Source organism: Flavobacterium sp. N1736 (assembly GCF_025947065.1).
Taxonomy (GTDB): Bacteria; Bacteroidota; Bacteroidia; order Flavobacteriales; family Flavobacteriaceae; genus Flavobacterium.
The window spans coordinates 587,699-613,559 of the sequence record NZ_CP109994.1 but is presented as its reverse complement, the minus strand read 5'-3'; the positions used below and the strand labels follow the sequence as shown (position 1 = coordinate 613,559).

The window sequence follows — 25,861 nt, the reverse complement described above, 5'->3', positions numbered from 1 at the left end:
GAACCTTTGTCGCTCTGAACCTTAAAATAAAAAATTATCGAGCAGCAAAGCCTCTGAACCTTTGAACCTTTGCCACTCTGAACCTCAAAAAAAATGATAGAAATAAAACTATTTTGCCCGGCGACCATAGCGAATCTTTCGTGCGGATTTGACGTACTTGGACTTTGCTTAGACAATGCGGGCGATGAAATGATTGTTCGAAAAACAGATCAAAAAGGAGTTCGTATTACTAAAATTATTGGTGCTGATTTGCCGATGGAAACCGAGAAAAATGTTTCGGGAGTTGCGGCTTTAGCGATGTTAGAAGCTTATGAAAGAGATTTTAATCCGATAACATTTGGTTTTGAAATCGAAATCTATAAAAATATCAAAGCCGGAAGCGGAATTGGAAGCAGCGCCGCAAGTTCTGCCGGAGCGGTTTTCGGTATAAATGAATTATTAGGAAAACCATATTCTCGTAAAGATTTGGTGCAATTTGCCATGCAGGGCGAAAAATTAGCCAGCGGAAATGCTCACGCTGACAACGTTGCTCCTGCCCTTTTAGGTGGTTTTACGTTGGTAAGAAGTTATGCTCCGCTTGATATTATCAGAATTGATAGTCCCGAAGAATTATTCGCAACCGTAGTTCATCCTCAAATTGAGTTGAAAACATCTGATGCGCGTTCGGTATTGAAACAAACCGTTTCGCTGAAAAGCGCCATTATGCAATGGGGAAATGTTGGCGGATTAATTGCCGGTTTATACACAAAAGATTACGATTTGATTGGACGCTCGCTTCACGATGAAATCGTTGAACCTTTACGAAGTGTTTTGATTCCGGGTTTTGATTTAATCAAACAAACGGCTTTAGAAAACGGCGCTTTAGGCTCTGGAATTTCTGGTTCAGGACCATCGATTTTTGCTTTAAGCAAAGGAAAAAATACCGCCGACCAAATCGCAAAAGCCATGAGCGATGTTTACGAAAAAATGAATTTACCATATGAAATTCATGTTTCGAAAATTAATCCCGATGGCGTACGCATTTTGTAAAGTGTGACTTGTGAAATGTGACTTGTGAAATGTGAAATGTATTAAGTAAAAAGAATTAAAATATTAAGATAAAGTTTGTCAGACTGAGCGTAGTCGAAGTCCCGCGAAGCATAAACACAAAGAATAACCATAAAGTTTGTCATTTCGACCGGAGGGAGAAATCACATAAAGTAATGACATAAAGTGCGTTGATCTCTGGATGCGATTTCTCCTCCGTCGAAATGACAAAAAAACCGAATAATAATTATTGGAATTTGGAATTTAGCCCCAAAGCTTCGGGATAAAAAATTAGAATTTGATTTAAAGAAAAATCTATTTTCTATACTCTATTCTCTTTTTTCTAAAATTTAAAATCTAAAGTCTAAAAACTAAAACAAACCATGAAATACTATAGTTTAAACCATAATGCACCCGAAGTTTCGTTTAAAGAAGCCGTAATACAAGGATTAGCAAGCGATAAAGGATTGTATTTTCCTCAGATCATAACACCTTTAAATCCTGCATTTTTTAATGTAATCGAAAATCTAACCCATCATAATATTGCTTTTGATGTGATTCAGCAATTTGTGGGTGATGAAATTCCGGAAGATCATTTAAGAGAAATTATTGCGGATACTTTAAGTTTCGATTTTCCGGTTGTGGAAGTTGAAAACGGAATTTACTCTTTAGAATTATTTCACGGACCAACAATGGCTTTTAAAGATGTTGGCGCGCGATTTATGTCACGTTGTCTGGCGTATTTTAATAAAGATAAAAAAGACAGCAAAAACACGGTTTTAGTTGCCACTTCGGGAGATACGGGCGGAGCCGTTGCAAGCGGATTTCTAGGCGTTGACGGCGTTGATGTCGTTATTTTATATCCATCAGGAAAAGTGAGCGATATTCAGGAAAAACAATTAACTACTTTAGGAAAAAACATTAAAGCACTTGAAGTTGACGGTGTTTTTGATGATTGTCAGGATATGGTCAAAAAAGCGTTTTTAGATGAAACTTTGGCGCATAAAAACCTGACATCGGCAAATTCTATTAATATTGCGCGTTGGTTACCGCAAATGTTCTATTTTTTCTTTGCTTACAAAGCTTTGAAAAGCCAAAATAAGCCATTGGTTTTCTCTTGCCCGAGTGGAAACTTCGGGAATATCTGCGCCGGAATTATGGCTAAGAAATTAGGTTTGCCAATCGAACATTTTGTAGCTTCTACAAACGTAAACGATACCGTACCAAGATTTTTAGAAAACGGAAAATACGATCCAAAACCTTCAATTGCAACAATTTCTAACGCAATGGATGTTGGAAACCCAAGTAATTTTATCCGTATTCAGGAATTATATAATAATGATTTAAAAGCTTTCGAAAAAGATTTCTCATCCTACAGTTATACTGATGAAGAAACTCTCGAAGCTTTAAAACAAATATATAATACCAACGGTTATATCGCAGAACCTCACGGTGCTGTTGGATATTTAGGTTTGAAAAAAGAATTACAAAAACATGAGAATGCGATTGGTGTTTTCTTAGAAACTGCTCATCCTATTAAATTTCTTGACGTTGTTGAACCTGCTTTAGGAATTACACTTCCGATTCCAGAACAGATTGAAAGTGTTATTAATGAGGAAAAAGTTAGCGTGAAGATTAAGAGTTATGAGGAATTGAAAGAGTTTTTGAGGTAATTTTATCTTTATTTAAAAATATAGGGCATAATTTGCACAGATTTATTTTGATGTAATTTGTCGTTATTTTTTTAATATTTTAGCACTTTATATTTTATTAAAAATAGTCTACTATACATATTTAAATTTAATTAATGGGAAAAAAAAATTACTTTATTCTACTTGGCAATGGTTTCACAATCGACCTTATTAATCATTTAAAAAATAAAATTGATAGTGGTATTAATGTCAGTAACTTATTTTCAAATGGGGAATTAGTGAATTGGCCTGGGAATGATAAACCTGGCTTTTTATCTTACAGATATTGCCCCAATTTATGGACATTAGGAGCAAGACCAAATATGTCAAATGAGGATGCAATAAATTTAATTGAAGACATAATTACTTGTGCTAACATACTTCATAAAAACAACACAAAACCTGCAAATATTTATATCAAAGCATATAAAGAATTAGTAACCTATTTGCAAGCTTTGTTCGTTTACTATGATAAACAAATAGATATTAACAAATTGGATTTTTCAGATTGGCCATGGTTTAAATATTTAAATGAATTATATAATTCTACTGATGTAGATAAAATTCATATTGTAACTTTCAATTATGACATTTTGCTAGAAAGAATATTAAAAAAAAGTAATATCCATTTTGACATTGCAAAACTTGATGATCAAAGCAAAAAAATAAAAATATATAAACCTCATGGTTCAATAAGTTTTTCTCATCGAGTTAAAAAACAAAAAGAAGCTTTCGCAATCCGTTATGATAGTGATTCTAATGATGGAGAAATTAGTGAGTTTAAAATTGAATATAATAATATCGATGCTTTAAATTCCGTAAATGCAATTATTCCTCCCGCAGGCGACTCGAGTAGATTAGATTTTAAATGGGCTAAAGAAATTAGAGATAACGCAAAAGAAGTTGCAAAATCACTAAATAAAAATGATGAGTTAATAATATGTGGGTTGTCTTATTGGCACGTTGATCGATTAGAAATAGACTCAATCTTAACTAGCATTAATCCTGAAATAGATGAAGTTAAAGTTATAAATCCTTATACTCCAAAAGTATTCAATGCAATAATAACTACTTTGTTCGATAAAGTAATTTTTTATAACAATTCAAAACCACTCATTTAAGATGAAAATATTAAATAGAAATAGCACCACAATAAATATTGCAACTTTTTGGGAAAACTTTCAGTTAAACAAATATAATTTTGATCCAAGCTATCAGCGTAAAAGTGATGTTTGGAGTGAAAGTAAAAAATCTTTTCTAATCGATACTATTTTGAAAAATTTTCCAATTCCACCCATCTTTTTACATCAACATATTGATGAAACATCTGGCAAAACAATGTATGATGTAATTGATGGAAAACAAAGACTTACTTCAATTTTAGATTTTATAGCAAATAAAATTAATACCCCTGAAGATTTTCATTCTGACGGATTTGGTTCAGAAGATTTATCAAATATCAATTTTAAAGATCTTGACAAACCAGAACTAACTGACTGGAAAAAAGTATTTTGGAGATATGATATTACTGTAGAATATATCGATACTGATGTATCAGATATTGTTAATAATATTTTTGACAGACTAAACAGGAATGGTGAGCCACTTACGAAACAAGAACTTAGAAATGCAAAATTTAATGATTCAAACTTTTTAAAATTAGTAAAAATATTAGCCGGTAACGAAACTCTAAAACCAATTTTAGATAAATTACAAAGAAATAGATTAGAAGATGAAGAATTTATTATAGAATTACTTCTTACTTCAATTGAAGATGAAATTAAAATTGGAGATAAACCAGAAATCATTGACGAAAAAATTTCTCAGTATAGTAAATCTGACTCTACTCAAATTACTTCTTTTGAAAAAAAATTTATGGAAAGTGTCGAAATTTTATCTAGATTAAACCTTGATTATAAAAAGTTAAAAGTTGAAGGTGTTAGTCATATCTATGCACTTTGGGGATTAACTGTAGAACTTTTAAAAGAGAATAAAATTGAAGATATTGATTATGAAAATTTGAAAACTAAGGTAGAAAAATTCTACACCGAATATCTATTAAAATCACAAGACCCAAACATTAAAATTTACAAATCATCAATGTCTGCAGGTACTAAAAGTTTTTATAACAGAAATAGAAGAATAAAATCTTTAGTAGAATATTGTAAAAGTTAATTTATATTTTAATTTTTTCCCCTGCTGACGCGAGCGTCCCGCTCGTGAACACAAAGAGACTCAAAAACCAAAAAATGAAAACAAAAAAGAGACCTCATCAAAGGTCTCTTTTCATTTTTATATATCTTCAAAAACTGTTACTTCCCGTTCAATAATTTCTCTAAATACTCAACTTTATCTTTTTCAGCTTGCACCAAACGTTCGTAAAGTTCAACTACTTTATCTAAAGGATTAAAAGTACAATTTGTAGCAAAGATACTTCCTGTTGTAACAATATTATCATGAAAACTATTAAAATAATTAACAACACCTTCATCAGAAAAGTTCTTAATTGCTTCAACAGAAACTTCAAGAGCTTTTGCTATCTCAATTAATCTTTGTTCTTCTACAGTTTCGCTGTTTTCAATAGCCGAAATTGTCTGCTGACTTATTCCTAAAGCATATGCCAGTGCTTCTTGTTTCATATCTTTAAGCTCTCTGATACGGCTTATATTTCTGCCGATATGTTTTGGTTTTATTGCTGTACTCATAATTCAAAGATATTTAAAATTCTTAAACGAAAATAAATTTCGGTAAAAAACAAACTTGTTTTTGTAAGATACTCTTTTCATAATTTATATAAATTGACAAATTCGGCTTTAGCCAAAAAATACAAAAGATTCGGCTAAAGCCATTTTCTAATGTAATTCTGTTTCTCCAGCTAAAGCTGGAGTCAATTCAATTTGCCGCTCTTGAAACCAAAAGACTTAAAATAAAAACTATTTCTTAGTCCCTACAAGATACAAAATCTTAGTAGGTCCGGATTTTACTTTTCCAACTTCCCAATTGTAAGTTTCTTTGTTGTTTAAATTTGCGATTAAAGCATTCATTTCTTCAACAGAATAAGTTCTTAATGAAGATACAACGCCATCCCATAAAACCAATAATGGCACAATTGGAATCAAATACGTAAAAATAATTCTGCCAATCTTAAATGGTCTTATAAAAGGCGTTGTCAAGAAAACAGTAAATGGTGAAAAAATCATTGCAAGGATACTTGTAACAGTCCTTTCCTGCCCTTCAAAAATGGCAATTGGGCTGTTTTTATCAATAGCATTCTGCAGAATTTGCTGTGCATCTTTGGGTTTGAAATGATGAAAAGACAAAAATTGTGTTCGAAGTCCTTTTAGATTTTCAGGAACATTTTTGGCGTCGACTGGCGTTTTTATAAATTCGAAATTATCTGCTTGCTTTTGTGTGTGCTCGAATGCAGGAATATTAGGAAAATAATCCGTCAGCAAAATTTTAAGATCGGGGTTGTTTTTTCGTAATTCGTTGTTCAGCCAAATTAATCCGCCTCCACCGCCTGAACCCAAATCGATAATTTGATTCGTTTTACTTTCTTTTAGTCCTTTTTCTATTATGGGTAAAATTCCTTTATACATGGCGGTATTATTCGACAGAAACTGTAAAAAATCAGTTATATAATTTCTAATAAATTCAGGAAGCCATTGTTGATCTTCAAATTCAAATAAATGCATTCTACCCATACTTTCTTGATTTTCTGTTCTAAACAAATTTCATATTTTTATTTATATATTTCCTTACATTTATCGAAAAATTCGATTGAATACGACAATTATTTACAGCATACACATTTTATGATTTCAAAAGTAACATTACAAGACATTCCAGCATTAACAACCTTAATAAATTCAGCATACAGAGGTGAAACTTCTAAAAAAGGCTGGACTACAGAAGCGCATTTATTAGAAGGAAAAAGAACAACCGAAGAAGAATTAACGCAAATCATTTCAGATCCTAAAAATACGTTCCTGAAATATACCGAGAATGATAGAATTATTGGTTCTGTTTTGTTAGTAGAAAAAGAAGATCAATTGTATTTGGGAATGTTAACTGTTTCGCCTGAATTGCAAAATGCCGGCATTGGAAAAAAACTATTGGCTGAAGGTGAAAACCATGCAAAAACTTTAGGATTATCTACTATTAGTATGACCGTTGTTTCGGTTCGTGCAGAACTTATTGCGTGGTACAAACGTCACGGTTATGTTGAAACGGGAGAAAAAGAAGCTTTTCCTTCAAGCGATATTCATATTAATATTTCAAATACACCTTTGGAATTTATCTTTTTAGAGAAAAAAATCTAAAAAAAATCACCCTATAAGTGATCTAAGTTAATTTAAAGCAGGCTTGAAGATGTATCCGGAAATTTGAAGTCCTAATAAATATTTCAATAAATGAAAATAAATACAATTTTAGGCTTTGTAATATTTATTCTTTTTTCTGTAATATCACAAGAAAGAAGGTAAAGATCTCTGCGGAAAACCTTTAAACCTTTGAACCTTTGTCCCTCTGAACCTTTGAACCTTATTCAATAAATGAACATACAACTTTTTCCTAAAAAAAATAGTAAAGCCTCTATTTGGAGTGGTGGATTGACGTATGAATATATGATATATCCGAAAACAGCAAACTATACTGATAGAGATTTTGTATTTAGAATAAGCAGTGCTACAATAGAGAAAGTGCCGTCAGAGTTTACCAAATTTAAAGGTTATTCCCGATACTTGGTTATGCTTGATAACTGCTTAGATATTGAGGTAAACAAAGAAAAAAGAATCTATGAGAAATATGAAATCATGGAATTTAATTCTGATGATGAAGTGACTTCTTTTACAAAAGGCATTGATTTCAATTGGATGGTTTCTAAAAAAATAAGTCATCACAAACTGAAATTAACCAATAATGATCAAAATTATAATGCTCAAATAATATTTTTATTTTCTTTAGATACAACAGTTATTAAAATTAATGAGAAGCCATACAATCTAAAACCTCATGATTTATTAGTTATTGAAAATCAAAAAAAGGAAAATATAACGCTTCATTTTTCTAATGAATGTCTTTCGGGAATATTGGATTTTTAAGAAAATTTAGTTTTTTTTCTCAGGTTTCAGGTTTCAAGTTTCAAGTTTTAGGTTTCAAGTTTTAGGTTTCAAGTTTTAGGTTTCAGGTTTCAAGTTTCAGGTTTTATCGCAAAGTTCGCAAAGGGTTACGCAAAGATTCGCTAAGTTTTTTTAATTGCAGAGTCACAAAGAAAAACCTTTGAACCTCTGCATCTATGAACCTTTGAACCTCTTTTTAAAGTAAACCTTTGAACCTCTTTTAAAGCACCAACTCTTCAAATAATCTCTGAATTGTTTTCTCTAAATCCTGACATAATCCAGAATGTGGTCTTGAAGTTTGAATTGCCGAACTTCGGATTGCGGTTAACCAACGAAAACGCGAAGGAATATCCATTTCGCCAATTGGTCCGCCGTCTTTTTCTCCGGCTGCAATTTTCTTTAATGCGGTAACATTACAATGCAATTGCTCGATATCAAAATCGTTTGAAAGGGTTTCTATTTTTGCATCGTCGATATGGGACAATACTTTTATAAATTTGGCTTTTTTGCAAAATAAAATGATTCCGATATTCAGGAATTCTTCGCGCTCAACTCTTGGTACTACGCGAATTACTGCATATTCATATAAGTGACTATCTTGCATTTTGAGCCTGATTTACAAAGATTTCGGAATTATTTAATCTCGTTTGCAAAAATTGTAAGTATACGCTTCGCAAAGTTTCCGGTGTTTCATCCGTATCTTCCCATTGCAGCCACTCTAAGGGAATTGTATTTACAATTTCTTTTAAAATTTCGGGTGTTAAAAGCGTTTTGAATTCTGCGTCGACTTCTTTTAAAAGTGAGGCTTGCGGCAATAAAACGTGATCTTTTATCAAAGCAAACGGACTCTTGGCATGTTGTTCCCAATTATTCCAGGAATGATGAAAATACAAACACGCACCGTGATCGATTAGCCATAATTCTTTATGCCAGATCAGCATATTTGTATTTTTAAAAGTACGGTCGACATTGGTAATATAAGCATCCAGCCAAACGATTTGTGAGGCTAATTTAGCATCAACAGTTGTAACAACAGGATCAAAAGTAATGGCTCCTGATAAAAAATGAAGTGCCAGATTTAATCCCTGACTTCCTTGCAGTAAATCCTGAATTTCTTCGTCGGCTTCGGTTCTTCCAAAGGCTTCGTCAAGATTGGCGAAAACCAATTCGGGAAGCTGTAATTTTAAAGCTTTTGCAATTTGTCCGCCCACTAATTCGGCTATTAAAGCTTTTACACCGTGACCGGCTCCTTTAAATTTTAAGACGTATTTAAAATCGTCATCGGCTTCTGCCAAAGCGGGTAAAGAACCGCCTTCGCGTAGTGGTGTTATATAACGCGTAACGTTTACGGTTCTAAGATCGAAGTTTTTCATAAGCAGTATTTACTGGAATACAAACTTACTAATTTAGATTGTTAGATTTTTAGACTTACTTAGACTTCTTAGATTTTTTGTTTGTTTAAGCGTAATGATCGCAAAGTTTTATGTGAAAAATGTACGCGGATGAAACGGATTCGCTAAAGCGAAAACGCAGATTAACACGGATTTTTACACGCTCTTTATGTCATTGCGAGGAACGAAGCAATCACACTTACAAAATCAAACTTTGAGTCTATTGTTAGTAGGGTTGCTTCGTTCCTCGCAATTACTAATTTTGTGTAGACTTTAGTTTGTATAGAGATTGTGAAAAATGTACGCGGATGAAACGGATTCGCTAAAGCGAAGACGCAGATTAACGCGGATTTTTATACGCTTTTTTTATATAGACTTTAGTTTGCAAACAAAAGTTTATAAATGAATTTTGTGCATTATATTTAATTATCTCATTATCCCATTCTCTAATTATCTAATTATCCCATTCTCTAATTCCAAAAAAGCTTTTCCTAAATTCTCTATAATATCTGAAGCTATAAACGATTGATAACCTGTTTGTGGCAGGGCAATATCTGCGGTTAATCCGTGGAGGAATACGCCGAGTTTTGCAGTATATTTAGGTTCGTAGCCTTGTGCTAATAAACTTGTCAGGATTCCGGTTAAAACATCTCCGCTTCCGGCTGTTGCTAATGCGGCATTTCCGGTTGTGTTTTCGTAGATTTCTGCTTTATTTATGATGTAAGTTGGCGCGCCTTTCATGACGATGATTACTTTGTATTTTTCTGAGAAAGCAATTGTTTTTTGAAACTTTTCCGATTCTGAATTCCATTTGCCAATTAGGCGTTCGAGTTCTTTTGGGTGTGGTGTTAAAATGGTGTTTTCAGGAACTAATTCGAGCCAGGATTGGTTTTCTGATAAGATGTTTAATGCATCGGCATCAAGAACCAAAGGTATTTTATTGATTCTTAAAAATTCAAATAATGCTTTTTGTGTACCTAGCTCCTGCCCTATTCCGGGTCCAATTCCAATTGCTTGCGGTTGTATTGAAAGCTGAATATTTGTGATGAAATTGGTATTTTCATCGGTGATAACCATAACTTCGGGAATGGAGGTTTGAAGGATTTGATAACCATATTTTGGTGTAAAAGTCGTTACGAGTCCGCAGCCGGATTTTAAACAGGATTTTGATGCTAAAACGGCTGCTCCTATTTTGCCATAACTTCCGGCAATAATCACGGCATGTCCCTGAAGTCCTTTATGTGTGTGAGGATTTATGGGTTTATAGAATTTTAAAATATCTTGTTTTGTAATTAAAAATGGATCTTTCATTTGGCTTATATTTTAATTTTAATCACTTTTGGTTCAGGTTTATGGTTGTTTGTAACGCGGATGAAACGGATTTACTTTGTAAAAAACGCGGATTGAAACGGATTTTTTGATTTGTGCTGGTTCTTGTGCCTTATTCCTTATTTGGTAGTAATAAATTTTTAGGTTACTAAAGTTACATAAAATTTTGAAGAAGAAATTGTTTCTTGTTATCTTAAATCCCTAGCCCTGATAGAAGCGATATCCTTTTATATTTTTCTTTAAAATATAAAAGATATAGCGGATAGCAGGAAATAGCTTCTAATTATTGCGAATTTTATAATTTAGACTATCTATTTTAGATATTTTTTGAATAAATTTGCGACACAATTTTATAAAACAACACAATGAAAAATACTGCACTTACGCACATACATGAGAGTTTGGGAGCAAAAATGCTTCCGTTTGCCGGTTACAATATGCCTATTACTTACGAAGGTGTAAATGCTGAACACGAAACAGTTCGTAACAGTCTTGGCGTTTTTGACGTTTCGCATATGGGTGAATTTTTGTTGACGGGTCCAAATGCGTTGGCTTTGATTCAGAAAGTGACTTCGAATGATGCTTCGACTTTGACTATTGGAAGAGCACAATATTCGTGTTTGCCAAATAATGATGGCGGAATCGTAGACGATTTGATTGTATATAAAATGAAAGATGAGCAGTATTTATTGGTTGTAAATGCTTCGAATATTGAAAAAGACTGGAACTGGATTTCTTCGCACAATGATTTGGGTGTTGACATGAAAAATCTTTCTGATGATTATTCTTTATTGGCGATTCAGGGTCCAAAAGCGGTTGAAGCGATGCAGCCTTTGTCTTCTATAGATTTAGCTGCAATTCCTTATTACCATTTTGAGGTGGCTGATTTTGCAGGAATTGAGCATGTAATTATTTCGGCAACCGGATATACAGGTTCTGGCGGATTTGAAATTTACTGCAAGAACAGCGAAGTTGAACAGGTTTGGAATAAAGTTTTTGAAGCCGGAGCTGCTTTTGGAATTAAACCTATTGGTCTTGCGGCTCGTGATACTTTGCGTTTGGAAATGGGTTTCTGTTTGTACGGAAATGACATTAACGACACGACTTCTCCGCTTGAAGCCGGTTTAGGATGGATTACAAAATTCACAAAAGATTTTACGAATTCTGAAAGTTTGAAAAAACAAAAAGAAGCGGGTGTTACTAAAAAATTAGTTGCTTTTGAAATGCAGGAACGTGCTGTACCAAGACATGATTATGAAATTGTTGACGCATCTGGTGCTGTAATTGGCGTTGTAACTTCAGGAACTATGTCGCCTTCAATGAATAAAGGGATTGGTTTGGGATATGTTACTGTAAATAATAGTGCTATTGACAGCGATATTTTTATCAGAATCAGAAAAAATGATGTTCCGGCAAAAGTGGTAAAATTACCTTTTTACAAGAAATAGTTTTTTAAACATATAAATTTTGAAAATGCGCTACTTAATAAATAGCGCATTTTTTTTCGCCACAAATTCACGAATTTTAGCTGAAGTAATTCGGGAATTCGTGGCGAAAACTTTTTAAAATAATAGCAATATAAAAGTGATTTTCCTGTAAGATATTTTAGAAAAAATATAAACGGGTATCGAAAAATAAGCGTAACTTTAATACAAACAAAGATTTTCGCTATTTATGAAAAGAATATTATTAGTATTGGTATTAACTACAAACTTACTATTTAGTCAAAATAGCGACCCAACATGCGAAATTGTCAACAAAATAAATACGCTTATTCAGGCAGAACATGTACGTCCAAAACCGGTAGATGACAGTTTATCTATTTTTGTTTTTGATAATCTTATAGATGAGTTAGATCCTTCAAGAAATATATTTTTTAAAAGCGAATATGATGAAATGGCTCAAAAATATCGCTTGCAACTCGATGATTTAATTTTGAGTAACGACTGCAGTTTTTTGGCAGATATTACTACTAAATATAAAAACGGTCTTTTGAGAACTAAAGCTGTTTTAGAAAAAATAGAGGCAGGAACCATTGATTATACCAGGAAAGATACGATTCGTTTTTATAAAAAATCATTTGCTTTTTATCTTAAAAAAGAAGATCTTGAAAAGGTATGGACTAAAAAACTTCGCTATCAAATATTAGATGATATGGCTGAATCGAGTGAAAATCTGGATTCTATTAAGGCAAATTTCAAATCTATTGAACTCGCCTCTAAAAAATTGATTTTATCCAATGAAATTTGCCGAATAAACACACTTCTTGAAACTAATATTAAACAGGAAGAAAAATTGTATAATTTCTTTTGTACTTATTTTGACCCGCATACGGCTTATTTTAGTGATGATTCTAAATCAAGTTTTGTTGCCTCGTTATCAAAAGAGCATTTGTCTTTGGGAATGACGGTGAATTTAAATGAGAAGAACGAAATTATAATCGACGAAATCGATCCGAATGGTCCGGCTTATAAAACGGGACAAATAAAAAAAGGAGATCAAATTCTCTCTGTATCTAATCATAAGGAAACATTACAGGTTTCTTGTTCTTCTTTAGAATCTATTTCGACCATGATTTTGTCTGAATCGAACAAAAGTATAACGCTTACCATAAAACGTAATGCAGGAAAAAGCTTTGATGTATATATCGAAAAGCAAGTGATGAAAGACGAAGAAAATTCGGTTTTTAGTTTTATCGTTGGGAAAGAAAGTAAAATTGGATACATTAAAATTCCGAGTTTTTATGCTGATCTGGATGGAAATAGCCGAAAAGGCTGTGCCGATGATGTTGCGCGCGAAGTATTAAAACTAGAAAGAGATAATATAAAAGGTCTTGTTATTGATTTGATTGATAATGGCGGAGGTTCTATGGAAGAAGCCATAAAATTGGCGGGAATGTTTGTTGATTATGGTCCGATTTCGATTGTTGTTGATAATAAACAGAATCAATCTGTAATTAATGATCCTTACCGAGGTGTTATTTATAAGGGACCAATTGTGATTTTGGTAAATAGCAATACGGCTTCTGCCAGTGAATTTTTTTCTTCGATATTGCAGGATTATAATCGTGCATTACTTTTAGGAAGCACTACTTTGGGAAAAGCAACGATGCAAACTATTCTTTCGCTTGACGAACAAAAAAACACCGATTTTCTCAAGATTACAATTAATAAATTTTATAGAGTTACCGGAAAAAGCCATCAATATATTGGGGTTAAACCCGATGTGATTCTTCCTGAATTTTACGAGGGTATTTATCAAAAAGAAAATGATTTTCCTACTGCCATAAAAAATGATAGTATTGAACCTTTTTTAAAATACAAAACGTATGTAAAAAGAGCTATTATTGATAAAATAGCTAAAAATAGTACGCTTCGTTTAGCTGATAATGAATACTTTAATAACATCAAAAAAATCAATTTAAAAATTGATGAAATGGTAAATGTGCCAAAAGCTGAAATTCCGATGACTTTGGATGCTGTTTTTAAACAGAAAAAAAATGTGAATTATATCTGGACAGAAATTAATACGTTCAACAACGATAATAATCCGCTGGATGTTTACAATTCAAGTGTAAATCAGTTTTTATTAGGCGCATATCCAACTGAAAAAACGATTAATCAATACCAGATTGATAATCTTAAAACTAATCCTTATTTAAACGAAGCCGTAAATATCATTACTGAGTTTAATGCGGCGAAGTAAAGTCTCAGTTTACAGTCTCAGTTACAGTCTCAGTTTACAGTTTACAGTTTACAATTTACAGTTTACAATTTACAGTTTACGATTTACAGGCTTCACATATAAAAACTCCTTTCGTAATATGACAGGAGTTTTTATTTTACAGATTCCAACAACATGAAACCTGAAACCTGAAACTTTTAACATCTAACTTCTAACTAATAACATCTAACTTTTAACTAAGTCTAAAAAAGAATTGAATTGATTTTGCAAAAATAAGGAATAACCGTATTTTTGCATCTCAAAACTAAAAATTAGAAATGGGAAGAGCGTTCGAATTTAGAAAAGGAAGAAAAATGAAACGTTGGTCAGCAATGGCTAAAACATTTACCCGAATTGGTAAAGATATCGTTATGGCCGTTAAAGAAGGTGGTCCTAACCCTGATGCCAATTCTAGATTAAGAGCTGTAATACAAAATGCTAAAGCCGCTAACATGCCTAAGGACAATGTGGAGCGCGCGATAAAAAATGCAAGTAATAAAGATACTGCCAATTATAAGGAAATTTTGTTTGAAGGATATGCTCCTCACGGAATTGCTATTTTAATTGAAACGGCATCTGACAATAATAATAGAACTGTAGCAAACATTCGCAGTTACTTTAACAAATGCAACGGAACAATGGGAACTCAGGGTTCTGTTGAGTTTATGTTTGACCATACTTGTAATTTTAGAATTGCAAAAGGAAATCTTGATCCTGAAGAATTAGAATTGGAATTAATTGATTTTGGTGCCGAGGAAGTTTTTGAAGATGAAGACGGAATCTTAATCTATGCTCCTTTTGGAAGCTTTGGAGCTTTGCAGAAAGAATTAGAAAACAGAGGTCTTGAAATTTTATCTTCTGGTTTTGAGCGTATTCCTCAAATCACAAAAGAACTTACTGAAGCTCAAATCGCCGACGTTGAAAAACTAATAGAGAAAATTGAAGAAGATGATGACGTTATGAACGTGTATCATACTATGAAAGAAGAATAGATTTTTTAAAAAATAAATTTTATGCAAGCATCTAAATACACAAAATTTGCCGTAATTATTCTGGTAATTTTATTTGTAGTTCTTAGCGTTATTAGCTAAAAAAACCACATTATGTCAATAAAAAAAGCCTTCTAAAATTAAACTTTTAGAAGGCTTTTTTGTTATCAAAACTATATCAGGTTATTTTTTCGCGGGATTGTTTGTCACTTTCAATAAATAGGTTCCTTCGGGTAAATCACCAATATTCGTGGCGTTTGCTCCTACTACTTTTGTTCCTTGCGAGAAAACCTCAACAATTTTAGAAGCATTTTTTGTGTCAGTTGTTGAAACAGCCGGCGGAGATGTCAATTTTATTGGAGCTGTTGTTTTTGTTTCAACAGGTATGCTTTTTTGTACAGTCTTTGAAGCTGGAGCACTTTGAGATGCAACAACCGCATTTGTCGGTTTTGAGCTGTTATAAGACTCCATTACCTGTTCGTCTGTCATGGCAACGGTATATACTTTAACATCGTCTATATCTGCATTAATACCAACTGTCGTATTTAGTTCACCCAGCCTTAAAATATATCCTTTCGTTAAGCGTGAAATTCCTTCTACAGATTTTAATAATTCGCCATTACGATATATTTTTGAGACATTACCATCATAAGTAATGCTATATTGATACCAAACATCTTTAGCAAGCGGAACCGAAACTATAACATCATTTGCAGCTCCCCAGCCTGCCAGGCTTAAATCTGCATTACCTCCGGATGAACCTTGCTGCAATAATCCAAAATATTGCGCATTAGCTCCACCGCCATAACCTACAATATAATTTGGTGCTGTAATTACGTTAAATTTTACCCAAACAGATATTGATCTCGGTTTATTTGCTTGCGGAAGTTCACCTACAACTACTTCTAAACCTTTATTAATTAATCGCAGAGCACTTTTAGCAACTCCCATTCTGTCATTTACAAAATTAGGAGCTCCCAAAAAAGAAATTGTATTATCCGCACTCTTTAAACTTCCGTCGAATTTAAATTCCTGTACGGGATTTTGGGCATTGCTATTTAAAAAACTTACAAACATTAATGTTAGTAATAATTTATTCATATGTAGAGATGTTTGGGGTTTTTAAAACTTATATATTTTAACAATACTAAACTATATTATAATGTATCTGACTAAAAATTTCTTCGGCAACGAGCCTGAATAATCGTTAAATAACCAAAATTTATAATTTTAAACTCTTAATTATATTAGTTTATACTTTAACAAATTTTGTTAAAACTATAAATTTTATTCAACATAACCAAACTCTTATTATGCATAAATACGTTATTCTCATTTAAATCAAATATTTTAACACTTAACGAACATCAATATTTGGTATTTGTAAACTGTTTCTTAAAAAAAAACTCCATTCGCTGTACGAATGGAGTTATATATATTAAAGTATTTTTTACTTACTTTACAAATTCAATTTTCTGAACTTCTTCTTCATTGATGCTATCAAAGAATCCTTGTTCGTTCATCCAGTCATCGCTAAATACTTTACTCATATAGCGAGAACCGTGATCAGGAAAAATGGCAATAATATTACTGTCTTTTGTAAATTCTCCTTCTTCTGCATACTGTTTAATTGCCTGCATTACTGCTCCGGATGTATATCCAACAAATAAACCTTCTTTGCGGGTAATTTCTCTGGCAGAATGAGCACTTTCTTCATCGGTAACTTTCATGAATTTATCGATGATATCAAAATCTGTCGCTGATGGAATCAGGTTTTTTCCTAAACCTTCAATACGATAGGGATAAATTTCTTTATTGTCGAATTCTCTTGTTTCGTGGTATTTTTTCAATACTGAACCAAAAGCATCTACACCTAGAATTCGAATGTTTGGATTTTGCTCTTTTAAGAATTTCGCAGTTCCTGAGATTGTTCCTCCGGTTCCGCTACAAGCAACAAGGTGTGTAATTTGTCCTTTTGTCTGTTCCCAGATTTCAGGACCTGTAGAGTTGTAGTGGGCATCAATATTTAACTGGTTAAAATATTGATTAATGTAAACTGAACCTTTTGTTTCTTCATGCAAACGTTTTGCAACGTTATAATATGACCTTTCATCATCTGCAGAAACGTGTGCGGGACAAACATACACTTTAGCTCCTAAACTTCTCAACATGTCAATTTTATCTTTCGATGATTTTGAGCTTACTGCGAGAATACAATTATACCCTTTTATAATGCTTACCATTGCTAAACTAAAACCTGTATTACCAGATGTTGTTTCGATTATGGTATCTCCTGGAGAAAGTATTCCTCTTTTCTCGGCTTCTTCAATAATATATAATGCAATTCTATCTTTTGAGGAATGTCCCGGGTTAAAAGCTTCTACCTTTGCGTAGAAATTGCCTTCTAACTCGTCGGTGATTTTATTTAGTTTAATAAGTGGGGTGTTACCTATTAACTCTAAAACATTATTGTAAGCATTTATTTCTTCTTTCATAAAAAAATAGTTAATCAAAGGTAATTTTAAATGACCTTGATAGGTTGCAAATTTAACAAAAAATTTCTAATTAGCTTTTAATTTTCTCTAAATCTAATAAAAAACTAAATTCTTTTGCTAAGTCTTTTAAAGCTTCAAATCGGCCTGAAGCACCGCCATGTCCTGCATCCATGTTAGTATCCAAGAACAGAAGATTATTATCTGTTTTTAAATTTCTTAACTTGGCGACCCATTTTGCAGGTTCCCAATATTGAACTTGCGAATCGTGCAGCCCTGTAGAAACGTACATATTAGGATATTGTTGTGATTTTACGTTATCATATGGTGAGTAAGATAACATATAATCGTAATATTTTTTATTGTTTGGGTTTCCCCATTCGTCATATTCCCCTGTTGTAAGCGGAATACTATCGTCGAGCATTGTTGTAATAACATCTACAAAAGGTACCTGGGCAATAACCCCGTTGTATAATTGCGGAGCTTCATTTACGATTACTCCCATCAAAAGTCCTCCTGCAGAACCTCCTTCTGCATACAAATGATCAGCAGAAGTATATTTCTCGTTTATTACAAATTTAGAGCAATCGATGAAATCTGTAAAGGTATTTTTCTTTTTTAACAGTTTTCCATCTTCATACCATTGTCGTCCTAAATCTTCCCCTCCTCTAATATGAGCGATGGCGTAAACAAATCCGCGGTCTAACAGAGAAAGTCGCGTCGAAGAAAAGTACGTGTCCATAGTTATCCCATAAGAACCATAGGCATAAAGCAGTAACGGATTTTTGCCATTTTTCTCTAATCCTTTGCGGTAAATTATCGAAATAGGAACCTTAATTCCGTCTCTTGCAGTTGCCCAAACTCTTTCTTCGATATAATTATTTTTATCAAATTTGCCTCCTAAAACCTGTTGCTCTTTTAAAATTTCTTTGGTTTTAGTTTTCATGTTAAAATCAATTACAGACGAAGGCGTTGCAAGCGATTGGTAACTGTAACGTAAAATATCGGTATCAAAATCAATATTAGTTGTTGTGTAAGCATTATACGTTTCGCTTCCAAAAGGCAAATAATAATCCGGCTCGCCATTCCAGGGCATAATTCGAATATGATTTAAACCGTTTGAGCGTTCTTCAACTACTAAATAGTTCTTGAAAATTTCGATATCTTCCAATAAAACATCTTCACGATGCGGAATAACATCTTTCCAAAATTTCTTCTGCGTTTTGTTTTCAGGCGTTTTCATCAACTTAAAGTTGGTTGCCTTATCTTTATTCGTTAAAATATAAAAAGAGTCTTCATAATGCGAAATACTGTATTCTAAACCTCGAACACGTGTTTGAAATACTTCAAATTCGCCATCAGGATTGTCTGAATTTAAAATTCTATATTCTGTTGTTAAAGTACTTCCTGATCCTATTACAATATATTTTCTTGATTTTTCTTTGCTTATCGATACATTAAATGTGTCATCGGTTTCATTAAAAACCAAAACATCTTTATCAGAACCGGTATTTAATTTATGCCTGAAAACTTTATCAGATCGCAAAGTAACTTCATCTTGTTTAACATAGAAAATAGTATTATTATCATTTGCCCAAACAGAAGCTCCGGTTGCATTTTCTATTTTATCTGCCAGAATTTCTCCGGTTTCTAAGTTTTTTATCTGAATTGTATAGATTCTTCTACCCACAATATCAACTCCAAAAGTCGCAAATTTGTTATCCGGACTAATACTTAATCCGCCTAATTTAAAATAAGCATGATCTTTTGCCAGTTCATTACAATTGAACATGATTTCTTCATCTGCCGAAAGGCTGCCTTTTTTTCTTGAGAATATTGGATAATCCTGCCCTGTTTCAAAACGCGTAATGTAGAAATAACCATTATAAAAATAAGGTACAGACGAATCATCTTCTTTTATTCTGCCTTTCATTTCTTCATATAAAGATTCCTGAAGAGGTTTTGTATGTGAAGTCATACTTTCGTAGTATGCGTTTTCCTGATTTAAGTAATTAATAACTTCAGGATTTTCTCTGTCATTCAACCAAAAATAATTATCGATTCGGGTTTCTTTGTGTTTTTTAAGTGTTTTTGGAATTACTTTGGCCTGTGGAGCCGATATATCGTTTTGCATTGGTTGAGCATTAATTTTTATATAAGTCGGAGCAAAAATACTATAAACACAATAGAACAGAATTAATTTTTTCATAAAATATTGTATTGATATAATACAGCAATATACTAATTTTGTCTGAATAATTTAAAAATCGACAAAATGGATTTAATGGGAATGATGGGTAAACTTAAAGAAACCCAACAAAAAATCGAAGATACAAAAAAGCGTCTTGATACTGTTTTAATTGATGAGCAAAGCGCTGACGGATTATTAAAAGTGACTTTAACCGCTAATAGAAAAATAAAATCAATCTCTATTGATGATTCTTTACTTGAAGATAAAGAACAATTGGAAGATTATTTAATCGTAACCTTAAATAAAGCAATCGAAAGAGCAACAAGCGTAAACGAACAAGAATTGGATGCCGTTGCAAAAATGGATATGCCAATGATTCCCGGAATGGATAATCTTTTTAAATAAAGGTACTAAGGTTCTGAGTTGCAAAGGTTCAAAGGTTTTTGATTTTGAAACTTTTAAATAAAAAAAGATGCACAAAACTGTGCATCTTTTTTTTAAACCTTTGTCCCTATGAACCTTTGCAGCTTTGTACCTTTCTTCTAGAACTTCTGAAGCGTTTCAATCACATAAGTATGCATCACTTCTCTGTAATCTAAATGTGTTACAATACGCAGTTTATTATGTCCCATTGAACTTATGGAGATATTTTTTTGTTTTAATTTTTCTATCAAAAGCTGATCGTTATATCCTTCTGCCAATGAAAAAATCAAAATATTAGTTTCTACAGGCTCAATTGCCGCCACCCATGGTTTTGTGCTTAAAACTGCTGCAATTTCTTTTGCTCTGCGATGATCTTCTGCCAATCTTTCGATATTATGTGCCAAAGCATATAATCCTGCAGCTGCCAAATAACCAACCTGACGCATTCCGCCACCAAATATCTTCCTGATTCTCAATGCTCTGTGAATATCTGCTTTTGTACCTAATAATACAGAACCTATTGGAGCGCCTAATCCTTTTGATAAACAAACTGAAATTGTGTCGAAAATAGCACCAAATTCTTTCGGATTTTGTCTTTTTGCCACCAATGCATTCCAAATTCTGGCACCATCCAAATGGAATTTCAAATTATTGGCCTCACAAACTTTTTTTATTTCTCTTAAATCTTCTAGTTCATAACAAGCGCCGCCACCTTTATTGGTTGTATTTTCTACACAAACCAAACTTGTTAACGGACTGTGGTAAAACTCAGGATCATTGATTGCCGCAGCAACCTGAGCCGCATTTATCATTCCTCTGTCTCCGTCTAACAAACAGCACGAAACGCCACTGTTAAAAGAAACTCCTCCTCCTTCATAATGATAAACGTGTGCATATTTATCAGCAATTAATTGCTCTCCGGGCTGTGTATGTAATTTAATTGCGGTTTGATTTGCCATAGTTCCTGATGGAAAAAAAAGTCCGGCTTCCATACCAAAAAATTCAGCTACCCTTGTTTCTAATTCAATTACCGTAGGGTCTTGTTTGTATACATCATCGCCAACCTGAGCGTTAAACATATACTGCAACATTTCGTATGTAGGCTTGGTAATGGTATCGCTAATTAAATTTATTTCCATGTTCTAAAAACTATATCTATTTTTGTATTACAAAATTACGTATTACTTAGAGTTATTCTTGGCAAGTTTCAGTAAATTTTAACTTGTGAATATCCAGAACCAAATTAACGTAATATTTATAAAAAACATATAAAACTAATATTAATTTATGACAACTACCGAACAAATAAAGGGTATTGTGGAGCGCCTTGGTGCGTTGAGGAGGTATCTTTGACGTTGATGCCAAACTAATTGAAATTGCAAACGAGGAAGAAAAAACCTTTGCCCCTGATTTTTGGAACAATGCAAAAGAAGCTGAAGTCATTGTAAAAAATCTTCGAAACAAGAAAAAATGGATTGAAGATTACAACAAAGCCATTGAACTTACAGATGAATTACAGCTTGCCTATGATTTTTATAAAGAAGGCGAACTTTCTGCAGAAGAATTAGATGAGCATTATAAAACTACGCAGGATCACATTGAAAACATCGAGTTTAAAAACATGCTTTCTGATGAAGGCGACAGTTTAAGCGCCGTTGTTCAGATTACTGCCGGAGCCGGTGGAACTGAAAGTTGCGACTGGGCCGGAATGCTAATGCGTATGTACATGATGTGGGGCGAAAGTTATGGCTATAAAATAAAAGAACTTAACTTTCAGGAAGGCGAGGTTGCGGGAATTAAAACGGTAACTCTGGAATTTGAAGGTGATTATTCTTTTGGTTACTTAAAAGGAGAAAACGGCGTTCACAGATTAGTACGAATTTCGCCTTTTGACAGTAATGCAAAACGTCATACTTCATTTGTATCAGTTTACGTTTATCCGCTTGTTGATGACAGTATCGAAATTGACATTAATCCTGCTGATATCGAAATTACAACTTCGCGCTCTAGTGGTGCGGGAGGACAAAACGTAAATAAGGTTGAAACCAAAGTACAATTGGTACACAAACCAACCGGAATTCAGATTCAATGTTCTGAAACCAGATCGCAGCAAGATAACAGACAACGTGCTATGCAAATGTTACGCTCGCAGTTGTACGAAATTGAGTTGAAAAAACAACAAGCGCAGCGTGCCGATATCGAAGCCGGAAAAATGAAAATTGAATGGGGATCGCAAATACGTAATTATGTAATGCAGCCTTATAAATTGGTTAAAGATGTTCGTACAGGTTATGAAACCAGCGATGTTGATGGTGTTATGAACGGAAATATTGATCCGTTCCTGAAAGCATTTTTAATGATGATGGGACAAAAAGAGGATGAATAAATTTTACAGTAGTCAGTCACAGTTTACAGTATTCAGTCGCAGTTAACTGTAAACTGTGACTGCAAACTGTGACTGCAAACTGTGACTGTGACTGTAAACTAAGACTGAGACTGAGATTGTAAACTAAAAAAAAAGACTATGATAAAATGGGCAGATATAATTCGATTTACGAATAAAGGAAATCCGGCTCCTGAAAAAAGAGTGGAAAAAACGGAAGAAGAATGGAAACAGGTTTTAAGCGCTGAAGAATATCAGGTAACACGTTTAAAAGGCACTGAAAGATCATTTAGTTCTGAACTTTGCAGTTTATTTGATCCCGGAATTTACGAATGTAAATGCTGTGGAACTGTGCTTTTTGATGCTTCTGAAAAGTTTGAATCCGGAACAGGATGGCCATCATTTACACAGCCAATAAAAGAAAATGCAATTGCCTATCACGCTGATAAATCATACGGAATGATTCGTGTTGAAGTCGTTTGCAACGTTTGTGATGCACATTTAGGTCACGTTTTTCCTGACGGACCAGAACCAAGCGGTTTACGTTATTGCATTAATGCAGTTTCTCTCTCTAAAATAAAAGAGTAACAAAATACCCTACCATGGAGAAATTATGTTATACACTTTCTCCATGGTATTTTATTAAATAAAAAATTATTTCTTAATCACCTTTTTGGTGATTTTTTGTTTATCGCTTAAAACATTTACTACATATACCCCTGTAGAAAAGGAACTAAAATCTACTTTTTATATTTCCTTTCAGATTTAAAACTGTTTGTCCATTTTCATTTGTAATTGAAATTCCCTGTATTTCATCTAAAGAATTTAGCGTTAGAAAATTATCCACCGGATTAGGAAAAACTGTTAGACGAGAATCTGGAAAATCAACATGATCAACAACACAAAATCGATTCTATTCTCACGATAAATAGAAATATTAAAATTTATTAACAACCAATAGCTTATTAATTAAAAATTAAAATCTATGAAAATTAGAAATATCAATAATTGTATTTAATTTATGATTTACACTTAACAAACTAGTAATCAAGTCGTTTTAACAGAAAAAAAAATAAAATTAAAATCAATAATAAGCAAAAAATTAATAATCTAAATGTTAATTTTGTAATAATTAAACTGTTATTTTAAATATTTTTCAACAAAAGCAAAAATAAGATTAGGTAATTCGATTCTAATTGATTTTATTTGGCAAAAAATAACTCTAAATCAATTAAATTCATTCGATGAAATCCTACTCAATTCAAGAAATTAATGAAGTAATTAATGGTGTAATTTATGGCACAACTTCACAATGCGTTACAGCGACCGAGCAATTAGAAAAAGCCACAACTTCTGAAATTTCTTTCATAGGAAATAAAAAGTATGAAAAATATTGGGAAGGGTCAAAAGCCTCAATTGCAGTTGTTAACGAAGATATTTCGATTGAACCCGGAGATAATCGCGCTTTTATCAAAGTAAAAAATGCTGATTTGGCTATGTCTCAAATCTTAACACTTTTTGCACCTCCAACACCTTTATTTCACAACAATATTCACAAAACGGCAACTATTGACGAAACAGCTGTTTTAGGTGAAAATGTTCGCATTGGTGCCGGTTGTTATATTGGTCCGAAAGTCGAAATTGGTGCAAATACAACCATTTATCCAAATGTTACCATTTTAGATGAATGTACTATTGGTAAAAATACCATAATATGGTCAGGAACAGTAATTCGCGAACGTTGCCACATTGGTCACGAATGTATTATTCACCCAAATGCAACAATTGGAGCAGATGGTTTTGGTTTCCGTCCGTGCAGTGAAAAAGGTTTAGTGAAGATTCCTCAAATTGGAAATGTAATTATAGGAAACGGAGTTGAAATTGGAGCAAATTCATGTGTAGATCGTGGAAAATTTAGTTCGACTATTTTAGGAGACGGCTGTAAGATTGATAATCTGGTTCAAATTGGACATAATAGCAAATTAGGTAAATTTTGTATTATGGCCGGAAATAGTGGTTTGGCCGGATCTGTAACTTTAGGAAATGGAGTTATCATTGGCGGAAGTGCTTCTATAAAAGATCACACAACAATTGGCGACGGTGCTATTGTTGGCGCAGGTTCTGGTGTTACCGGAGATGTTCCTGCAGGAAAAACCATGTTGGGATATCCAGCTGTTGAAGCTCGTGATGCCTTAAAACAATGGGCAATTTTGAAAAGAATGGTTTGCGATTCTAAGAAATAATCCAAACAAATTATATATATATAAACAGAAGCTTGGCTTCTGTTTTTTTTTGCTCATTTTTTTACTTTTGAGAAGCTATTCCAATTCTGCTTAAAATTTTAGCATCAATATAAAAAGTACCAAATGGAATTATACATGCTAAAAGCACTTTCCACGTTGTTTCTTTAAACTTCCAATTTTGTTCTACTCCTACGCTTATTGTATTAAAAACGAAAAGTAAAAATAAAGCGCCGTGTATGGTTCCCATTGTTCTGGTCAAAAATGGCTCGCCAAAAACATATTTTAAAGGAACTGCAATACATAATAATACCAATAAAGATGTTCCTTCTAAAAATCCAATAATTCGTAATCTTCCAATGTTTGTTTGAAGTAAATGTTTCATAATTATCTAAAATAAGGTCGGTTTGCAAGAGGTGAAAATGGCCAGGGAATGGCAATAAAAATGATTATTAAAGCAATAGAAAACCACAACAACATTGTTTTAAATTTATCGTTGTCAGCTTTTTTTCTTTTGGCTAAAGCCGAACCAACAGTGATTAAAACAATGGCAGTTAACATGAGAAAAATGTGAAGTAATCCAAAAAATACAGTTTCTGGATTTTGAATTCCTTCAGAAAAATTCTTCCAAAAATATTTAACAATTGGACTTTGTATGTAAATTAAAATTCCGAAAATTAATTGAATATGCGCAATTGTCGCCGCCCAATGTCGAATTGAATTGTCTATTTTCGAAAATACTAATTTTGAAGAATAACCTTTATAAGCCCTGAAAATAGCATACAATAAGCTGTTTAATAGGAGCCATCTTAGAAAAGAATGGCAAATTAAAAGAGTTTGATACATTGTTTTTTTGATTTAGA

At 32.9% G+C, this 25,861-nt stretch carries 24 protein-coding genes and 1 pseudogene; 13 read left to right on the top strand and 12 right to left on the bottom strand.

Annotation, left to right across the window (positions count from 1 at the left end):
- The first annotated feature begins 93 nt into the window (after nucleotides 1-93).
- From OLM54_RS02655 to OLM54_RS02640, 4 genes are all read left to right on the top strand, one after another.
- A complete protein-coding gene (locus OLM54_RS02655; protein ID WP_264537064.1) occupies nucleotides 94-1,029 on the top strand; it encodes a homoserine kinase in 936 nt (311 codons plus the stop codon).
- 380 nt (nucleotides 1,030-1,409) lie between these two features.
- Nucleotides 1,410-2,699: a threonine synthase gene (gene thrC, locus OLM54_RS02650; protein ID WP_264537063.1), complete on the top strand. Its 1,290-nt coding sequence runs from the start codon at nucleotides 1,410-1,412 to the stop codon at nucleotides 2,697-2,699.
- 134 nt (nucleotides 2,700-2,833) lie between these two features.
- Complete coding sequence (locus OLM54_RS02645) at nucleotides 2,834-3,838, top strand: SIR2 family protein (RefSeq protein ID WP_264537062.1); 1,005 nt, start codon at nucleotides 2,834-2,836, stop codon at nucleotides 3,836-3,838.
- Between the two features lies 1 nt (nucleotide 3,839).
- Nucleotides 3,840-4,892 (top strand): DUF262 domain-containing protein, encoded by a 1,053-nt coding sequence (locus OLM54_RS02640; RefSeq protein ID WP_264537061.1) that lies wholly within the window; start codon nucleotides 3,840-3,842, stop codon nucleotides 4,890-4,892.
- 137 nt (nucleotides 4,893-5,029) lie between these two features.
- Here OLM54_RS02640 and OLM54_RS02635 read toward each other — a convergent pair whose 3' ends face one another.
- On the bottom strand, nucleotides 5,030-5,422 hold the full coding sequence (locus OLM54_RS02635; RefSeq protein WP_264537060.1) for a helix-turn-helix transcriptional regulator: 393 nt from the start codon (nucleotides 5,420-5,422) through the stop codon (nucleotides 5,030-5,032).
- A gap of 228 nt (nucleotides 5,423-5,650) precedes the next feature.
- Complete coding sequence (locus tag OLM54_RS02630; RefSeq protein WP_264537059.1) at nucleotides 5,651-6,448, bottom strand: hypothetical protein; 798 nt, start codon at nucleotides 6,446-6,448, stop codon at nucleotides 5,651-5,653.
- Between the two features lie 84 nt (nucleotides 6,449-6,532).
- Here OLM54_RS02630 and OLM54_RS02625 point away from each other — a divergent pair, with 84 nt between their 5' ends.
- Both OLM54_RS02625 and OLM54_RS02620 read left to right on the top strand, forming a co-directional pair.
- The gene (locus OLM54_RS02625; protein ID WP_264537058.1) at nucleotides 6,533-7,039 is read left to right on the top strand and encodes a GNAT family N-acetyltransferase; all 507 of its coding nucleotides are present in this window, start codon (nucleotides 6,533-6,535) and stop codon (nucleotides 7,037-7,039) included.
- Nucleotides 7,040-7,270: 231 nt separating this feature from the next.
- The gene (locus OLM54_RS02620) at nucleotides 7,271-7,819 is read left to right on the top strand and encodes a HutD family protein (protein ID WP_264537057.1); all 549 of its coding nucleotides are present in this window, start codon (nucleotides 7,271-7,273) and stop codon (nucleotides 7,817-7,819) included.
- A 238-nt stretch (nucleotides 7,820-8,057) separates the two neighbouring features.
- On the opposite strand, the gene OLM54_RS02615 is transcribed toward OLM54_RS02620, so the two are convergent.
- From OLM54_RS02615 to OLM54_RS02605, 3 genes are all read right to left on the bottom strand, one after another.
- Complete coding sequence (locus tag OLM54_RS02615; protein ID WP_264537056.1) at nucleotides 8,058-8,441, bottom strand: DUF3037 domain-containing protein; 384 nt, start codon at nucleotides 8,439-8,441, stop codon at nucleotides 8,058-8,060.
- Nucleotides 8,431-9,210, bottom strand: a complete 780-nt coding sequence (locus OLM54_RS02610) for a HipA family kinase (RefSeq protein ID WP_264537055.1) — start codon at nucleotides 9,208-9,210, stop codon at nucleotides 8,431-8,433. The genes OLM54_RS02615 and OLM54_RS02610 overlap by 11 nt, the downstream gene beginning before the upstream one ends.
- A gap of 468 nt (nucleotides 9,211-9,678) precedes the next feature.
- Complete coding sequence (locus OLM54_RS02605; RefSeq protein ID WP_264537054.1) at nucleotides 9,679-10,539, bottom strand: NAD(P)H-hydrate dehydratase; 861 nt, start codon at nucleotides 10,537-10,539, stop codon at nucleotides 9,679-9,681.
- 383 nt (nucleotides 10,540-10,922) lie between these two features.
- Between OLM54_RS02605 and gcvT the strand changes: the two genes are divergently transcribed.
- The 3 genes from gcvT (at nucleotide 10,923) to OLM54_RS02590 (ending at nucleotide 15,272) form a co-directional block, all read left to right on the top strand.
- Nucleotides 10,923-12,005: a glycine cleavage system aminomethyltransferase GcvT gene (gene gcvT / locus OLM54_RS02600; protein WP_264537053.1), complete on the top strand. Its 1,083-nt coding sequence runs from the start codon at nucleotides 10,923-10,925 to the stop codon at nucleotides 12,003-12,005.
- A 226-nt stretch (nucleotides 12,006-12,231) separates the two neighbouring features.
- Complete coding sequence (locus OLM54_RS02595) at nucleotides 12,232-14,262, top strand: S41 family peptidase (RefSeq protein ID WP_264537052.1); 2,031 nt, start codon at nucleotides 12,232-12,234, stop codon at nucleotides 14,260-14,262.
- Nucleotides 14,263-14,558: 296 nt separating this feature from the next.
- Nucleotides 14,559-15,272 carry a YebC/PmpR family DNA-binding transcriptional regulator gene (locus tag OLM54_RS02590; RefSeq protein WP_007811539.1) on the top strand — a complete coding sequence of 238 codons (714 nt, stop codon included), beginning with the start codon at nucleotides 14,559-14,561 and terminating at the stop codon, nucleotides 15,270-15,272.
- 180 nt (nucleotides 15,273-15,452) lie between these two features.
- Here OLM54_RS02590 and OLM54_RS02585 read toward each other — a convergent pair whose 3' ends face one another.
- From OLM54_RS02585 to OLM54_RS02575, 3 genes are all read right to left on the bottom strand, one after another.
- The gene (locus OLM54_RS02585) at nucleotides 15,453-16,370 is read right to left on the bottom strand and encodes a LamG domain-containing protein (protein WP_264537051.1); all 918 of its coding nucleotides are present in this window, start codon (nucleotides 16,368-16,370) and stop codon (nucleotides 15,453-15,455) included.
- A gap of 353 nt (nucleotides 16,371-16,723) precedes the next feature.
- Nucleotides 16,724-17,764, bottom strand: a complete 1,041-nt coding sequence (locus OLM54_RS02580) for a PLP-dependent cysteine synthase family protein (protein WP_264537050.1) — start codon at nucleotides 17,762-17,764, stop codon at nucleotides 16,724-16,726.
- A gap of 70 nt (nucleotides 17,765-17,834) precedes the next feature.
- Nucleotides 17,835-19,970, bottom strand: coding sequence for a S9 family peptidase (locus OLM54_RS02575; protein ID WP_413614461.1), 2,136 nt, complete (start codon nucleotides 19,968-19,970; stop codon nucleotides 17,835-17,837).
- 66 nt (nucleotides 19,971-20,036) lie between these two features.
- On the opposite strand from OLM54_RS02575, the gene OLM54_RS02570 reads away from it, so the two are divergent.
- On the top strand, nucleotides 20,037-20,357 hold the full coding sequence (locus OLM54_RS02570; RefSeq protein ID WP_264537049.1) for a YbaB/EbfC family nucleoid-associated protein: 321 nt from the start codon (nucleotides 20,037-20,039) through the stop codon (nucleotides 20,355-20,357).
- A 137-nt stretch (nucleotides 20,358-20,494) separates the two neighbouring features.
- Here OLM54_RS02570 and OLM54_RS02565 read toward each other — a convergent pair whose 3' ends face one another.
- The gene (locus tag OLM54_RS02565; RefSeq protein WP_264537048.1) at nucleotides 20,495-21,514 is read right to left on the bottom strand and encodes a threonine aldolase family protein; all 1,020 of its coding nucleotides are present in this window, start codon (nucleotides 21,512-21,514) and stop codon (nucleotides 20,495-20,497) included.
- Nucleotides 21,515-21,662: 148 nt separating this feature from the next.
- Here OLM54_RS02565 and prfB point away from each other — a divergent pair.
- Nucleotides 21,663-22,761 (top strand): peptide chain release factor 2 gene (gene prfB, locus OLM54_RS02560; RefSeq protein ID WP_264537047.1). Its coding sequence is split into 2 segments (ribosomal slippage): nucleotides 21,663-21,725 and nucleotides 21,727-22,761, totalling 1,098 coding nucleotides; the frame shifts between segments, so codons are not numbered across the junction.
- 138 nt (nucleotides 22,762-22,899) lie between these two features.
- The gene (gene msrB / locus OLM54_RS02555) at nucleotides 22,900-23,346 is read left to right on the top strand and encodes a peptide-methionine (R)-S-oxide reductase MsrB (RefSeq protein ID WP_264537046.1); all 447 of its coding nucleotides are present in this window, start codon (nucleotides 22,900-22,902) and stop codon (nucleotides 23,344-23,346) included.
- 66 nt (nucleotides 23,347-23,412) lie between these two features.
- On the opposite strand, the pseudogene OLM54_RS21695 reads toward msrB, so the two are convergent.
- A pseudogene (locus OLM54_RS21695) lies at nucleotides 23,413-23,490 on the bottom strand (T9SS type A sorting domain-containing protein); the annotation flags it as partial.
- Nucleotides 23,491-24,002: 512 nt separating this feature from the next.
- Between OLM54_RS21695 and lpxD the strand changes: the two are divergent.
- Nucleotides 24,003-25,001, top strand: a complete 999-nt coding sequence (lpxD, locus tag OLM54_RS02550; RefSeq protein ID WP_264537045.1) for a UDP-3-O-(3-hydroxymyristoyl)glucosamine N-acyltransferase — start codon at nucleotides 24,003-24,005, stop codon at nucleotides 24,999-25,001.
- A 61-nt stretch (nucleotides 25,002-25,062) separates the two neighbouring features.
- Here lpxD and OLM54_RS02545 read toward each other — a convergent pair whose 3' ends face one another.
- Entirely contained in the window at nucleotides 25,063-25,383 is a 321-nt protein-coding gene (locus OLM54_RS02545; RefSeq protein ID WP_264537044.1) for a DUF3817 domain-containing protein, read from the bottom strand.
- A 2-nt stretch (nucleotides 25,384-25,385) separates the two neighbouring features.
- On the bottom strand, nucleotides 25,386-25,844 hold the full coding sequence (locus OLM54_RS02540; RefSeq protein ID WP_264537043.1) for a hypothetical protein: 459 nt from the start codon (nucleotides 25,842-25,844) through the stop codon (nucleotides 25,386-25,388).
- Between the last annotated feature and the right edge of the window lie 17 nt (nucleotides 25,845-25,861).

Bases quoted from the DNA above. Each gene is read 5' to 3' on its own strand.
- OLM54_RS02610 (WP_264537055.1), bottom strand. From the start codon at position 9,210: ATGAAAAACTTCGATCTTAGAACCGTAAACGTTACGCGTTATATAACA.
- OLM54_RS02540 (WP_264537043.1), bottom strand. From the start codon at position 25,844: ATGTATCAAACTCTTTTAATTTGCCATTCTTTTCTAAGATGGCTCCTA.
- OLM54_RS02565 (WP_264537048.1), bottom strand. From the start codon at position 21,514: ATGGAAATAAATTTAATTAGCGATACCATTACCAAGCCTACATACGAA.
- OLM54_RS02645 (WP_264537062.1), top strand. From the start codon at position 2,834: ATGGGAAAAAAAAATTACTTTATTCTACTTGGCAATGGTTTCACAATC.
- OLM54_RS02640 (WP_264537061.1), top strand. From the start codon at position 3,840: ATGAAAATATTAAATAGAAATAGCACCACAATAAATATTGCAACTTTT.
- OLM54_RS02655 (WP_264537064.1), top strand. From the start codon at position 94: ATGATAGAAATAAAACTATTTTGCCCGGCGACCATAGCGAATCTTTCG.
- gcvT (WP_264537053.1), top strand. From the start codon at position 10,923: ATGAAAAATACTGCACTTACGCACATACATGAGAGTTTGGGAGCAAAA.
- OLM54_RS02585 (WP_264537051.1), bottom strand. From the start codon at position 16,370: ATGAATAAATTATTACTAACATTAATGTTTGTAAGTTTTTTAAATAGC.
- OLM54_RS02580 (WP_264537050.1), bottom strand. From the start codon at position 17,764: ATGAAAGAAGAAATAAATGCTTACAATAATGTTTTAGAGTTAATAGGT.
- OLM54_RS02595 (WP_264537052.1), top strand. From the start codon at position 12,232: ATGAAAAGAATATTATTAGTATTGGTATTAACTACAAACTTACTATTT.
- lpxD (WP_264537045.1), top strand. From the start codon at position 24,003: ATGAAATCCTACTCAATTCAAGAAATTAATGAAGTAATTAATGGTGTA.
- OLM54_RS02545 (WP_264537044.1), bottom strand. From the start codon at position 25,383: ATGAAACATTTACTTCAAACAAACATTGGAAGATTACGAATTATTGGA.
- OLM54_RS02605 (WP_264537054.1), bottom strand. From the start codon at position 10,539: ATGAAAGATCCATTTTTAATTACAAAACAAGATATTTTAAAATTCTAT.
- OLM54_RS02590 (WP_007811539.1), top strand. From the start codon at position 14,559: ATGGGAAGAGCGTTCGAATTTAGAAAAGGAAGAAAAATGAAACGTTGG.
- OLM54_RS02575 (WP_413614461.1), bottom strand. From the start codon at position 19,970: ATGAAAAAATTAATTCTGTTCTATTGTGTTTATAGTATTTTTGCTCCG.
- OLM54_RS02620 (WP_264537057.1), top strand. From the start codon at position 7,271: ATGAACATACAACTTTTTCCTAAAAAAAATAGTAAAGCCTCTATTTGG.
- OLM54_RS02570 (WP_264537049.1), top strand. From the start codon at position 20,037: ATGGATTTAATGGGAATGATGGGTAAACTTAAAGAAACCCAACAAAAA.
- OLM54_RS02635 (WP_264537060.1), bottom strand. From the start codon at position 5,422: ATGAGTACAGCAATAAAACCAAAACATATCGGCAGAAATATAAGCCGT.
- msrB (WP_264537046.1), top strand. From the start codon at position 22,900: ATGATAAAATGGGCAGATATAATTCGATTTACGAATAAAGGAAATCCG.
- OLM54_RS02625 (WP_264537058.1), top strand. From the start codon at position 6,533: ATGATTTCAAAAGTAACATTACAAGACATTCCAGCATTAACAACCTTA.
- thrC (WP_264537063.1), top strand. From the start codon at position 1,410: ATGAAATACTATAGTTTAAACCATAATGCACCCGAAGTTTCGTTTAAA.
- OLM54_RS02615 (WP_264537056.1), bottom strand. From the start codon at position 8,441: ATGCAAGATAGTCACTTATATGAATATGCAGTAATTCGCGTAGTACCA.